The organism is Thermodesulfobacteriota bacterium, assembly GCA_030583865.1.
GTDB lineage: Bacteria > Desulfobacterota > GWC2-55-46 > GWC2-55-46 > GWC2-55-46 > UBA5799.
Genome location: CP129479.1, coordinates 2482471 through 2495681, shown reverse-complemented (window position 1 = coordinate 2495681; position 13211 = coordinate 2482471). Strand labels below are relative to the sequence as shown.

Genomic DNA, 13211 nt, shown 5'->3' with positions numbered 1-13211 from the left:
AGAAAAGTTGCCCACAGACCGGTTCCGTCGCCTGCCTTCTTGCAATGTTACTGTTTGGGGGGATGTTTGACCGCGATTATATCATATAATGCCAGCATGGCAAACAGACGAAGCCTTGCACCCCGGCCATGCAGAAAAGGTTTTTGCAGACCGCCTATTTATATACCAGCTTGAGTATAAGGATGATGAGCGAAAAAACGAGCGAGACAGAATTCGCTATCACCACCGGGACGGAGCCTATCTTGATACCGTATATTATCCAAATGGTTATTCCGACGGAGAGGAGCAGGAACATCGCGAACGAAACGTCCTTCGTCGAGCGGGTCTTTATAGTCTTGATCACCTGGGGGAAAAAAGAGGCGGTAGTCAGGGTCCCCGCCCAGAAGCCCCAGAAGAGTTATCGAGTCCATCCAAGCCTCCTGAAGATCACAGCCGTCTTTCTATTCTATTTGATTATCCAGAGAGTTGCAAAGGTTAATAAGCGGGGTTGGCGGACTGTACTTGGGTACAGTTCCAATAACCAGGCCTCAGGTATATAATGCGGGTGTTTCGTCCGGCAAGTTTAAAAAATCCATATCATGCCTTACAAGGCGTCCGGGCCCGGAGCGGGGCTGGGGATGGGCTCAGGCCCGGACGCCTTTCAAGGAAAAAGGCAGGCGAGCGAAGCTCCCTGCCTTTTTTATTTGACGCTAAAAATACCAGACGTCTGCCCGGTGGCGGCCCGGACGCAGAGGCCCGGAATCTCATTCACTGAGAGCGCCCATACTAATCTCTTGACTGAAAATCCCCAGATGTTAAAATCTTTTGACGAACAATGCCGGGCCGTTATTTTGGGCCGGTCTTTGGTTGCAAGCAGGTTTTCTTTCAGGCCTTTCGGGGCATTCCAGGGAAAAGCAAGCATAAGCGCCCGTGGCTCAGCTGGACAGAGCATCTGACTACGAATCAGAGGGTCGGGGGTTCGAATCCCTCCGGGCGCGCCAATTTTCCACAATAAAACTCATTCCCCTCACCCTGTTTCCCTTATCCCCTGGTGCTGCTCCATTGACCCCTGTCCGCATAAATGTTACCATCAAATCAGGGGTTTTTACATGGACAGCCGCTGCAGGTTCCTTACCATAATCAAGAACGAGAACGGAAAAGAGAGCTGGCTCTGCTACAACCAGTACGAGAAGAGGAAGCTCATCCAGTCGTGCTTCCTTAAGACCGGCCCGTGCAGGTATTCCAACGGCCCTTTCCCGCCCGAGCCGGAAGAGGCGGGTAGCGATATGCCTGAAAGCGAAAAAAGGGATTGAGAGCCGGAGGTTTTTTAACCAGAGAAAAGGGAGCTTTTTAGCTCCCTTTTTCATTACGGGAAGGTCTGATTAATCAACAAACGTGTCATTCTGAGCGCGTGAGCCGAAGCCCTGAGTGAAACGAAGGGGAAGGATCCCGTGTTCTGAATCAGCATGTACGAGATTCTCTGGTCGCTGACGCTCCATCAGAATGACAGAAAACGGAATTAATCATATACGGGTCAAATTCCCCGCAGTTTGCTGCGCTGTTTTTAACTCCTCCCCTTGATGGGGGAGGCTGGGGAGGGGTGAAGGATAAGTCACCCTCCCCTCTATCCCCTCCCATCAAGGGAGGGGAGGTTTGAAGATACCCCAGAGCTTCCTGCGGGGAGGTTCATTTAGCTTCCCTGGAAATTGAAAACCGGGACTGTGAGTCGAGGAGCGAAAGAATTTGCGGGGTATTTGCTCCCGGCAAGGGTTCATGCCTTCGTAACAGGGCACTTTTCGTTCAGTATCTGAAATGCCGCGGCAAGCTGGGCGTGGCTCCCCAGAAGTACAGTATGTCCCCCTTCTCTATCCTGAAATCCGGCCCGGGGTTCGTATTGGCCACGTTCCCCCTTGCTATGGCTATGACCCGTCGCGCCGGTCCTCTTCCTGAAATCCAGGTCCCTCAGGGTCGAACCTGCAACCGAACAGACATCGTCCACATAGAAGGTGTCCATGACCGTCTTCTCCAGTATGGCCGAGAGCCTCGAGAGCCTGTCGGTCGAGAGCGCCAGGTTCCGCAGCATCGCGTATCCTTCCTGCCGGATAAGGTCTATCTGGTTCTGGATGATGTTCGTGGGGACCCGGTAGTCCCTGAGCACGCGCGCGAATATCTCCACCGAGGTCTCGAACTCCTCCGGTATGACCTGGTTGGCGCCGAGCCTGTAAAGGTCCTCCACCTCCTTCACGAACCTGGTCCGCACTATTATGGAGACTGTCGGGCTTATTTCACGCGCGGTCTTTACTATCGCCCTCGTGCTTATCGGGTCTGATATGGCGGTCACCACCATCTTTGCCTTCTCCACACCCAGTTTCTTGAAGACCTCCGGGTGGCTCGCGTCGCCGAAATAGGCGCTGTGCCCCTCGGCTTTGGCCGCCTTCACCCGCTCCATGTTCATCTCCATGATGGCGTGGGGGATGCCCGTCTCCTTCAAGACCCGCGCGAGGTTCCGCCCGTTCAGCCCGTAGCCGATTATTATGACGTGATTCGAGAGATGGGTCTTTTTCTGCCCCGGGTGCCCGCCGCCCATGCCGAGGAGCTTTCCGAGGTCAAAGGCGAGCCTGGCCGACCTCTGGTAAATGAATGGCGTAAGGGACATCGTTATTATGGCCGAGGCCAGGAAGGACTGTAAAGGACCTCATTAAGGAGGTTATAGTCCTGTCCCATCTTTATCAAGATGAAGGAGAACTCGCCTATCTGCGCGAGGTTCAGGCCCACTATCACCGAGAGCCTGAACGGGTACTTCAGTACCCGCCCGATGCCGATTACGACCAGCGCCTTGGCCGCTATGATGGCCGCCACCAGGAGCGCTATCCACCCTATATGGCCGATGAAGAAGCTCAGGTCTAGGAGCATCCCGATGGATATGAAAAAGAGGCTTGAGAATGTGTCCCTGAACGGGATGACCTCCGCCACTATCTGGTTGCTGTACTCGGATTCCGAGATGGCGAGACCGGCTATGAAGGCCCCGAGCGCGAGCGAGAGGCCGAAAAGGGACGTGAACCAGGCCGTGCCCAGGCAGACGAGGACGGTGGTGAGGATGAAGACCTCTCTATTGCGGAGCTTCACGACCTGGTCGAATAGCCTCGGAATTAGCCACACCACCCCGGCGACGATTACTGCGAACGCCGCGAACGAGACCCCGAGCTTCTTCGAAATATCCAGCGGAGAGGCCTCTCCGTTAAGCCCTATTGACTGCAGGACCATGACCATGAGGACCACGGCCAGGTCCTGGAATATGAGCACCCCGACCGAAAAGTTCCCGTGGGGCGTATTCACGTCCCCCCTGTCGGCCAGGAGCTTCAAGACGATGGCGGTCGATGAAAGGGACACGACGAAGCCCAGGAGCACGGCGACTTTAAGGTCCTGCCCGAAAACAAGGGAGATGAGCGCGACGCAAAGCACCGTGAGCCCCACCTGGAGCCCGCCGCCGATAAGTCCCTCGCGCCGTATCTTAAGGAGCTTGGAAATAGAGAACTCGAGGCCGATGGTGAAAGGGAGGAGCACCACCCCGACCTGCGCAAGGAGCTCCACGGTATGCACGTCCTTCACGAGCCCGAACCCGTAGGGGCCGATGACGATGCCGGTCATGAGGAATCCCACGACGGTCGGGAGACCAAGCCTTGAAAGGAGCATGCTTAGCGGCAGCGGCACCGAGACCGCAAGCAGGATTACTATGTCCCTTAGAAGCGGTATGTTTTCCATATGGGTATAAAAGGCTTATCTTCGGGCCGATGCAAAGGTGGGCTGCATGGAGGCATGCTGTCTCTTATGACGGTTCCTTGCCCCTTGAGTTTACTCAACTCGTCCCTGAGGGCTTCCGTTTCCGCCTCTATCTGCCTGATCTCGGCAACAAGCCTCTGCAATTCTGGGCTTTTGAGCGGGTCTTCCCTGTGGAGCCTATCCGATTCATACACTATCCCGCCTATCTCCCTGAAGCGTTTCTCCGCTTCCCTGTTGAGGCTGTGGAGCTTAAGCCGGAGTTTCCCGGATTGTGCGCTTTCCTTTAAGGCAGCCCAGCCTTCCTCGACCGCCTTTTTAAGCTCGTCATTAACGCTCTCCAGAAAATTCATTATCCCTCCTTTCCTTCGTGCCTTCCAGAGAAAAATGGGCATTGGCCTGCCCTGCAAACAGTGCTGTAAGGCTATTCCTTGTTCTTTCGAAAACCCCGATAATAAATCACCGCGCATCATGCCGTGTCAAGACGAATTGCCCCTTCATGGAATGCGGCTCCCTGGCGCCGGGAAAAGCGCTGTTTTGCCGAAGTCTTCAATTTTCTTTGCATTACAGGGAGCATTAAAGTATACTCCTTTGAAAAAGAGAGCGTCTGCGAGAGGTCATGAAGAGAGCCGCTATAATAGACGGGAAGGAAATCGCCGCCAGGGTAAGGGCGGAGCTCAAGTCCGAGATACTTGCCTTGAAGGAGGAGTCCGGCATAGTCCCGGGCCTCACCGTGGTACTGGTGGGAGAGAACCAGGCCTCCCAGCTCTATGTGCGGAACAAGGTCAAGGCCTGCGAGGAGGTCGGCATAAGGTCTGACAGGCACGCCCTCCCCGAATCCACCACCCAGGAAGAGCTCCTTCGCCTCATAAGGGACCTGAACGCATCGAGGGACGTGCACGGCATACTTGTCCAGCTTCCGCTCCCCAAGCAGATCAACGAGGAGACCGTCCTCGAGGAGATATCTCCACGGAAAGACGTCGACGGCTTCCATCCTTACAATATCGGGCGGCTAATGATAGGTAATCCGGTGCTCCAGCCCTGCACCCCGTACGGCGTAATGCACCTCATAGACTCGACCGGGATGGACCTTTCCGGCAAGGACGCCGTCGTCATCGGAAGAAGCAACATAGTCGGCAAGCCCATGTCCATGATGCTCTTGAGGAGAAACGCTACCGTGACCATCTGCCATTCCAAGACAAGGGACCTGCCGGAGAGGGTAAGTGGCGCTGACGTGGTCGTTGCGGCGGTCGGCAGGGCCGAGTTCGTGCGCGGCGACTGGGTAAAGGAAGGGGCCGTTGTCATCGACGTGGGCATAAACCGGACCCCTGAGGGCAGGCTCGTTGGCGACGTTGATTTCGATGGCGCATCCAGGCGGGCCGGCTTCATAACTCCGGTTCCCGGCGGAGTGGGCCCCATGACCATAGCCATGCTCCTTAAGAACACGGTGGAAGCCGCCAAGCGAAGCGCCTCATAAGGCAGGGGCTCCCCGGCAGCAGATTCACTCTTTCTTTTCGCTCGCTATCGTGTCTTGCTCGTATGTTGACAAAACCTTGCTCTCTTTCCCTTTAAGATGATAATCACCGAAAAGAAAGACATACATGAGATACTCGGGTCGCTCGATGGTAAAAAGACCGTGTACCTCTTCGGCTGCAACTCCTGCGCCGAGCAGTGCTCGACCGGCGGGAAAAAAGAGCTCGATGAGATGGCCCGCCTCCTGGAGGAGAACGGCATAAAGGTACTGGGGAGCTCGCTCCCGGAAGAGACCTGCTACAGGCAGCTGGTACTGAAGGCCTACAGGGAGAACGAGAGCCTCAAGGAGGCCGAGGCGGTGCTTGTGCTCGCCTGCGGCGCTGGCGTCCGGACGGTCGCGGATGTGGCTGAAGAGACGCAGCCCGTTCTCCCGGCGCTGGACTCGAACTACCTCGCAACCGTCGAGCGGGTCGGCAGGTTCTTCGAGGGGTGCTCCCTCTGCGGCGAATGCGTACTGGCGGCGACCGGCGGCATATGCCCGCACACGGAATGCCCCAAGGGCCTCCTTAACGGCCCGTGCGGCGGCGTGGCAGACGGCATGTGCGAGGTCAACATCGAATGCGAGTGCGCCTGGGTGCGCATATACAGGAGGCTTGAGCGGCAGAAACGACTCGGCCTCCTCAAGAAGACGGCCCCTCCCAAGGACCACTCAGTCGGCATAAGGCCGAGAAAGACCCTTTTGAGGGAGCCCGCGAGGCCAGCAGGAAAAAAAACGACCTGAGGCCTTAGGGCAGGCCGCCGCGGTTTTTTGAGGTCTTGCAGGTCCAGGCTTCGCTCCGCCGGCACCCAGGGGCCCGGCTTGACGGAACTTTTCCCCCGCTAATTACGTTCTATTTCCGATGCCTAACATCCGGATACTTGCCGTACTTGCCTCGTTACTGGCACTCCTTTCAGGCGCGCCCGCCTATGCAGAGACCCTTGAGCTCGGCTTCAGAAGCGGCATCCTCATGCTCCTCGACAATAACCTCGACCTTGGCGTAAGGAGGCTTGAGCCGAAATCGGTCGACGCAAGGGTGCTCGGCGCCCACGGGGCGTTCGACCCGGTCGCCTTCGGCACGCTCTCGAGGCAGGACATATCCACGCCCTTGAGCTCGCGTTCGAGCGTTGCCGCGGGCGGGCTCCGCTCGATAGAGTCCGAGTCTTATTATCTCAACGCAGGCGTTACGGGGCGGACCGGACTCGGCACCCAGTACACCCTCGAGGCGACTTCCGCCTGGACAGCTGACACCCTGAGCGGACAGGAGTTCGAATACGAGTCCTTTACCGGGGTCTCTATCCGCCAGCCGCTCCTCCGGGGCTACGGCGACTCGAACCTCGTCGATATAAACCTTTTGAGGAAGGACAGGCAGATATCCGAGGAAGTGCTCAAGCGCGCCCTTCTGGACGCGCTTACCTTTTACGGCGAGGCATGGTGGAGTCTAATGAACGCCCGGGGCGCGCTGGACGTGCGGACTGAATCCCTAAGGCTGGCCGAGACCCTTCTCGAAGCCGGAAGAAAACGCCTGGAGGCCGGCGTCATCTCCAGGCTCGAGCTCGTGCAGGCCGAGGCTGCAGTCGCGTCGAGGGAAGAGGACGTGCTGATAGCGAGGAAGGCGGTCCAGTCCGCCGAGCGCTCGTTTAAGTCTCTTATCGCGGGCGACCCATATGAAATGGCCGGCACCGAGGTCGTCCCGGCAGGGGACGGGACGCTCAAGCCCCCGGGGGAAGGTCTCGAGGCCTCGGTAGCGAAAGCGCTCGAGGCCAGGCCCGAGTACCTTGAGGCCCGGGCCGCCCTCGAAAGAAACAGAATACAGGCGAGGTACGCGAAGAACCTCGGATATCCTGCCGTTGACGTCGAGGCCAGGTTCGGCTATAGCGGCCTCGGCGAGTCTTTTTCCGGCTCGTTCAGCGGGCTGGATTCCAACCCCCAATGGCTCGTGGGCCTCGCCTTCAGCTACCCGCTCGGGAACAGGACGGCCAGGGGCTCGCAGGAGGCCGCTGGCGTTGAAGCGCTCCAGCTTAAGATGCTCCTAAAGCGAATCGAGCAGGATATCGTCTTCGGGCTCGACGAGGCCATAAAGGCGATAGACACCGACAAAAAGAGGCTTGAAGCGGCGGATGAGTCGGTAGCGCTCGCGGAAGAAACGCTCGCGGCGGAAGAGAGGAAGCTCGCGGCAGGGAGGTCGACGACCTTCAACGTCTTGAGGATCCAGGACGACCTACTCCAGTCGAAGCTCAAGCGGCTTGACGCCGTGTCGGGGTATAATATCGCGCTCCTCAGGTTCTACAGGGAAAAGGGGACCCTCCTTGAGGAGCTTGGCATCAACATAAAAGACGCTTCAGAGGTGAGATGAAAAAGAAGATATTGTTCGGGCTCGGAGCGGCCGTTATCCTGGCAGCCGTCGCGGCATTCTGGCTGAGCGCCGGGCAAGGCACGGGCGCGGAAGAGAGAAAGACCGCAAAGGCCGGGATAGGGGACCTCAAGATAGAGGCCGCTGCCAACGGGGTCATAAACCCCGAGGTCGAGGTCATAGTCAAGAGCAAGGCGGGCGGCGAGATAATAGACTTCCCGTTCAACGAGGGCGACCTGGTGAAAAAAGGCGAGGTGGTAGTAAGCCTCGACCCGGCAACCGAGGAGGCCAGGGCAAAGCAGGCCGAGGCGGTGCTCCTCATGGCCGAGGCGAGGCTTGAGAAGGCCAGGATAGCCCTCAAGGACGCCGGGGTGAGGCTCAAAAGGCAGGGGACGCTCTATGAGGACGGCATCATCTCGCGGCAGGAACTCGATGATTCCGAGATAGTTTTCGAGAAGGCCGGGGCCGACGTGAAGCTCTCGGAGGCCGAGCTCCTGCAGTCCGCAGAGGCGCTTAAAGAGGCCAGGGACAGGCTCGCTGACACGAAGATAAAGTCGCCTTTCACAGGGACGATACTGAAGAAGTTCGTGGACAGGGGGCAGGTCATATCATCGACCATCTCGTCCGCCTCCGACGGCACGCAGATATTCAGCATCGCCAACCTTGACGACATATTCGTCACCGCGCACATAGACGAGGTGGACATCTCGAAGATAAGGCCCGGGCAGGACGTGGAAGTGAGGGCCGATTCCCTGCCGGGAAGGAAGTTCCAGGGGGCGGTCGAGCGGGTCGCGCCCAAGGGGAGGACCGAGATGGCAATAACGGTCTTCGACGTGGTCGTGAGGGTCACGGACAGGGACAAGGCGCTCCTTAAGCCGGGCATGACCGCTGACGTAAAGATAGTAACGAGCACTAAAAACGGCGTGGTCCTTGTCCCGAGGGAGGCCATAAAGACGCTTAACAGGAAAACCGGGGTTTACGTCGTAAAGGGCAGGGAGCAGGAATTCGTGCAGGTAGAGACAGGCGAGACCGACGGGACCCTGATCGAAGTAAAGGGAGGCATCGGCGAGGGGGCCGAGGTCGTAACATCGCCGGTGAGCCCCGACAGGAAGGACAACAGGAGGAGAAGGTTCCTCATCTGACGAGTACGGATACAGGCCTCTTCCGGCCATAGAATGAATGATAGAACTCAAGGGAATAACAAAGACCTATTTTTTGGGCGGCCAGCGGGTTGAGGCCCTGTCTTCTGTCGACCTCCGCATTGCAAAAGGCGAGTTCGTCTCCATAATGGGCCCATCGGGGAGCGGCAAATCCACTCTAATGAATATAATAGGGTGCCTTGACAGGCCGACTGGAGGCGCCTATACCCTTAACGGCATAAGGGTCGAGGAGATGGACGACAACGGCCTAGCTGCCGTGAGGAACAGGAACATCGGTTTCGTGTTCCAGAGCTTCAACCTCCTCGCCCGTCAGACCGCGCTTGAGAACGTCGAGCTTCCGCTCCTCTACGCCGGGGTGGAGGGGGCGGCCCGGATAGCGGCAGAGGCCTTGAGGGAAGTCGGGCTGGAGAATAGGATGGGGCACAGGCCCAACGAGCTCTCCGGCGGGCAGAGGCAGAGAGTGGCGATAGCCCGGGCGATAGTGATGAAGCCGCCCATCATACTCTGCGACGAGCCGACAGGCAACCTCGACTCGCGCACCGGAGCCGAGGTCATGGAGCTTTTCAAGGACCTTCACGGGAAAGGCTCGACCCTCGTGGTCGTAACTCATGATAACGAAATCGCGGCGCATTCAGAGAGGGTAATAACGCTAAGGGACGGAAAGGTGCTCTTCGGGGCGGCATGAGCCCATGAGCCGGGGTCCGGTAGACATATGGTACTCGCGCAGGTCATAAAGGTGGCGTTGAGGGGCATCCTGGCAAACAAGATGCGCACCGCGCTCACCATGCTCGGCATAATAATCGGCGTTGCCTCGATAATCTCGATGCTTTCAATAGGCGAGGGAGCGAAGCAGCAGGTCATGGAGTCCATCTCCAGGTTCGGCACGAACCTCCTTCGCGTCCGCCCCGGCTCGGCAAGGATGGGGCACATAAGGACGGGGGCGGTCGAGACGCTCACCTTGAAGGACGCCGAGGCGATAGCAAGGGAGGTGCCCGGCATACGGGCGCTCGCGCCTGTGGCGGGCCGCTCAAGCCAGGTCAAGTACGGGAGCAGGAACGCGAACACGATGATAACCGGCACAACCATCGAATATCCCGGCATAAATAATTTTCAGGTTGCGGAAGGGCATTTCCTGGACGAAACTGATATAAAGGTGATGAGAAGGGTCGCGGTGCTCGGCAATACCGTGAGAAAGGACCTTTTCGGGGACAGTCCGGCCCTTGGCGAGGAGATAAAGATCCAGGGCCAGACGTTCACGGTAATAGGAATAATGCTCCCAAAGGGGCAGAGCTCCTGGTCGGACCCTGACGACCAGGTCTTCATCCCCATATCGACCGCCCAGAGGCGGCTATTCAGCCAGGTCTACCTGAACGACATAAATATCCAGGTCGAGGACGCGTCCCTGATACCCAGGGTGAAAGAGGACCTCGAGCGGCTTCTGCGCGAGAGGCACAGGATAGCGCCCGGGGCCGTCTCGGATTTCACCATAAGGGACTTTACCGAGATGGTAAGGACTCTCGAGGAGACCTCGCGCACCTTTACCGTCCTCCTTTCCGGCATAGCCGCGGTGTCGCTCCTCGTGGGCGGCATAGGCGTCATGAACATAATGCTCGTCTCCGTGACCGAGCGGACAAGGGAAATAGGCGTGAGGATGGCGGTCGGCGCAAGGAGGAGCGATATCTTGAAGCAGTTCCTCATAGAGGCGCTTGTCATAACAATTTGCGGCGGGCTCATAGGGGTAGCCGCGGGCTCGTCAATGGCGGTGCTCCTTTCGAAGTTCGGCGAGTGGGAAACCGTGATTACATTCTGGTCCGTCGTGCTGGGCTTCCTCTTTTCCGCGCTGGTGGGGCTTGTGTTCGGCATTTACCCTGCGCGGAAGGCCTCGCTCATGGACCCCATAGAGGCGCTAAGGTATGAGTAGACAGCGGGCAAGGGGCGGGAAGGCCAGGACCGCCTTTGTTTACTCCGACAGGTTCGGCTCCTTTTACTACGGCATAGACCACCCGATGAAGCCTGTGAGGCTCCGCCTCACCTATGAGCTTATCAGGGAATCGGGCCTCCTGGGCCTCAACTCGTCGGTCGTTGTCGAGGCCGCGCATGCAAGCGAATCAGACATCCTTCTCTTCCACACCCCTGATTACGTGAGGGTGCTGAAGGAGGCGAACACCGGGATAATCCCGGTGGGCGGGTCGCTACACGGCCTCGGGTTCGCGGACAACCCGGTCTTCAACGGGATGTACGAGTGGTCGGCCCTCTCTGCCGGCGCATCCCTCCAGGCAGCGGAGCTCGTGGCAGAGGGCAAGGCCGAGACGGCCTTCAACATCGCGGGAGGGCTCCACCACGCCATGCCCGGCAGGGCCTCGGGGTTCTGCTACATAAACGACGCCGCAATAGCGATAAAATACCTCGTAAACCTCGGAAAGCGCGTGGCCTATGTGGACATAGACGCCCATCACGGCGACGGCGTCGAGTACGCCTTCTACGACACCGACCGGGTGCTCACGATATCCATCCACGAGAGCGGGCAGTGGCTCTTTCCCGGCACGGGGTTAGTGACCGACATAGGGGTGGGCAGCGGCAGGGGCTTTTCGGTAAATATGCCGCTTCCGCCTTCCACGGGCGACGAGCTTTATCTTAAGGTATTCGAGGAGGTGGTCCCGCCCTTCATAGAGGAGTTCCAGCCGGACGTGCTGGTAACCCAGCTCGGGGTGGATTCATTCGAGACAGACCCCCTTACGCACTTAAGCCTTACGACGAACAGTTTCGAGAAGATGGTCGAGCGTTTCCGTTCATTCAGGCTCCCCTGGGTCGCCCTGGGCGGAGGCGGCTACGACCTCTCGAATGTCGCGAGGGCGTGGACGCTCGCCTGGGGCAGGATGAACGGGCTCAGCGCCCGCGACGTCATCCCCGAGGACTTTCTAAGGAGGAACGGCGACATCTTCCGCAGCGCCTATCTCCGGGACACACCCATAACGCCCTTCACGCTCCGGGACGAGGAGATGAAGACCGTGGAGGCCGACCTGTATTACCTGAAGCACACAGTTTTTCCGCTCATTAGGGAAGCCAGGGAGAAGCAGTTTTGAGCCGGCCTTGACTACCCGGCGCAAAACTGATAGCCTGTCCTTGCGGGGACGGCGGCCCCAAGTTATTGAAAATCAAAGTCTTTTGGCAGGGCAGTAATGATAATCGGAGTACCCAGGGAGATAAAGGACAACGAGTTCCGGGTGGGGCTTGTGCCTGCCGGCGCAAGGGCCCTCAAGGAGGGCGGCCACGCGGTCCTGGTCGAAAAGGGGGCAGGGCAGGGGAGTTCCATATCCGATGAGGAATACAGGGGGGCTGGCGCGGAAATTGTCCAGTCCGCCTCCGAAGTCTGGTCGCGCTCGGAGCTGGTCGTGAAGGTAAAGGAGCCGAGGCCGGAGGAGTACGCCTATCTCAGGCCCGGCCTTGCCGTATTCACATTCTTCCACCTTGCCGCAGACCACCGCCTTGCCGGGGAGCTAATAGAAAAGGGCGTGGCTGCGATCGCCTACGAGACAATAGAACTCCCGGACCATACGCTCCCGGTCCTCGCGCCCATGAGCGAGGTGGCCGGGAGGCTCGCCGTGCTTGCGGGCGCGCATTACCTTGCTAAGCCGCAGGGCGGAAGGGGCGTGCTTCTAAGCGGAGTACCCGGAGTCGAGGCCGGGGCGGTCACCATAATAGGCGCCGGGGTCGCGGGCGCGAACGCCGCGAAGATGGCGGTGGGCCTGGGGGCGCGCGTAACCGTCCTCGATACGAACGCGGCGCGCCTGAGATGCCTTGACGACCTCTTCGGCGTAAAGGTGGAAACGCTCTATTCCAATTCACACAATATTGAGACGTGCCTTAGGCGCTCTGACCTCTTGATAGGCGCGGTACATATACCCGGCTCAAGGACCCCGAGGCTCGTAACAAGGGACATGCTCCGGCTCATGAAAAAAGGCGCTGTCATCGTGGACGTATCGGTCGACCAGGGCGGCTGTGTGGAATCCATAAGGCCCACCACCCATTCCGACCCGGTCTATGTGGAGGATGGGGTGCTCCATTACGGGGTCGCCAACATGCCGGGGGCCGTCCCGAGGACCTCGACCTTCGCCCTCGCGAACGCTACCCTCCCCTATGTCCTGGCTTTGTCCAGCCAGGGTGTCAAAAGGGCGCTGGCCTCTTCAGAAGCCCTCAGGCGCGGAGCCAATGTGCTCGACGGGAAGATCGTGCACCGGAACGTGGCCGCCGCGCTCGGAAGACCCTATGAAGAGTTGCCTCACGGCGGGCTCTCGGCCTGATCGCCTCGATGGACCCGAATAGGCCGGTCCACCCCAATAACCGCCTGAAAATCCGCGGTTTTACCTTGACTCACACCATTAAATGAGATAACTTTTATCATTAATCTTCAGGCCTGTCCTGATTGGGGAAG

At 58.6% G+C, this 13211-nt stretch carries 12 protein-coding genes, 1 tRNA gene and 1 pseudogene; 10 read left to right on the top strand and 4 right to left on the bottom strand.

Annotated features, from left to right (window positions below):
* Positions 1–154: 154 nt before the first annotated feature.
* Positions 155–410, bottom strand: a pseudogene (locus QY316_11915) (SemiSWEET transporter).
* 493 nt (positions 411–903) lie between these two features.
* Here QY316_11915 and QY316_11910 point away from each other — a divergent pair.
* Positions 904–980 (top strand) — tRNA-Arg (locus QY316_11910).
* A gap of 108 nt (positions 981–1088) precedes the next feature.
* Positions 1089–1292 (top strand): hypothetical protein, encoded by a 204-nt coding sequence (locus QY316_11905; GenBank protein WKZ32601.1) that lies wholly within the window; start codon positions 1089–1091, stop codon positions 1290–1292.
* A gap of 458 nt (positions 1293–1750) precedes the next feature.
* Here the strand turns inward: QY316_11905 and QY316_11900 are convergent, their stop codons facing one another.
* Genes QY316_11900 through QY316_11890 form a run of 3 tightly spaced genes read right to left on the bottom strand, consistent with a single transcriptional unit; the run spans position 1751 to position 4229 of the window.
* Positions 1751–2635, bottom strand: coding sequence for an NAD-binding protein (locus tag QY316_11900; GenBank protein WKZ32600.1), 885 nt, complete (start codon positions 2633–2635; stop codon positions 1751–1753).
* Between the two features lie 5 nt (positions 2636–2640).
* Complete coding sequence (locus QY316_11895; GenBank protein WKZ32599.1) at positions 2641–3741, bottom strand: cation:proton antiporter; 1101 nt, start codon at positions 3739–3741, stop codon at positions 2641–2643.
* Positions 3720–4229, bottom strand: coding sequence for a hypothetical protein (locus QY316_11890; protein ID WKZ32598.1), 510 nt, complete (start codon positions 4227–4229; stop codon positions 3720–3722). The genes QY316_11895 and QY316_11890 overlap by 22 nt, the downstream gene beginning before the upstream one ends.
* A 146-nt stretch (positions 4230–4375) precedes the next feature.
* Between QY316_11890 and folD the strand changes: the two genes are divergently transcribed.
* The 8 genes from folD to ald all read left to right on the top strand — a co-directional run bounded on the left by folD (position 4376) and on the right by ald (position 13080).
* The gene (gene folD / locus QY316_11885) at positions 4376–5233 is read left to right on the top strand and encodes a bifunctional methylenetetrahydrofolate dehydrogenase/methenyltetrahydrofolate cyclohydrolase FolD (protein WKZ32597.1); all 858 of its coding nucleotides are present in this window, start codon (positions 4376–4378) and stop codon (positions 5231–5233) included.
* Positions 5234–5329: 96 nt separating this feature from the next.
* Positions 5330–6010 (top strand): methylenetetrahydrofolate reductase C-terminal domain-containing protein, encoded by a 681-nt coding sequence (locus tag QY316_11880; GenBank protein WKZ32596.1) that lies wholly within the window; start codon positions 5330–5332, stop codon positions 6008–6010.
* Between the two features lie 118 nt (positions 6011–6128).
* Positions 6129–7622, top strand: a complete 1494-nt coding sequence (locus QY316_11875; GenBank protein WKZ32595.1) for a TolC family protein — start codon at positions 6129–6131, stop codon at positions 7620–7622.
* Positions 7619–8761 carry an efflux RND transporter periplasmic adaptor subunit gene (locus QY316_11870; protein WKZ32594.1) on the top strand — a complete coding sequence of 381 codons (1143 nt, stop codon included), beginning with the start codon at positions 7619–7621 and terminating at the stop codon, positions 8759–8761. The genes QY316_11875 and QY316_11870 overlap by 4 nt, the downstream gene beginning before the upstream one ends.
* Positions 8762–8798: 37 nt before the next feature.
* Positions 8799–9464 carry an ABC transporter ATP-binding protein gene (locus tag QY316_11865; GenBank protein ID WKZ32593.1) on the top strand — a complete coding sequence of 222 codons (666 nt, stop codon included), beginning with the start codon at positions 8799–8801 and terminating at the stop codon, positions 9462–9464.
* A 27-nt stretch (positions 9465–9491) separates the two neighbouring features.
* Positions 9492–10700 (top strand): ABC transporter permease, encoded by a 1209-nt coding sequence (locus QY316_11860; protein WKZ32592.1) that lies wholly within the window; start codon positions 9492–9494, stop codon positions 10698–10700.
* Positions 10693–11862, top strand: a complete 1170-nt coding sequence (locus tag QY316_11855; GenBank protein WKZ32591.1) for an acetoin utilization protein AcuC — start codon at positions 10693–10695, stop codon at positions 11860–11862. Before QY316_11860 ends, QY316_11855 begins: the two co-directional genes overlap by 8 nt.
* A gap of 96 nt (positions 11863–11958) precedes the next feature.
* The gene (gene ald / locus QY316_11850; protein WKZ32590.1) at positions 11959–13080 is read left to right on the top strand and encodes an alanine dehydrogenase; all 1122 of its coding nucleotides are present in this window, start codon (positions 11959–11961) and stop codon (positions 13078–13080) included.
* Positions 13081–13211: the final 131 nt, after the last annotated feature.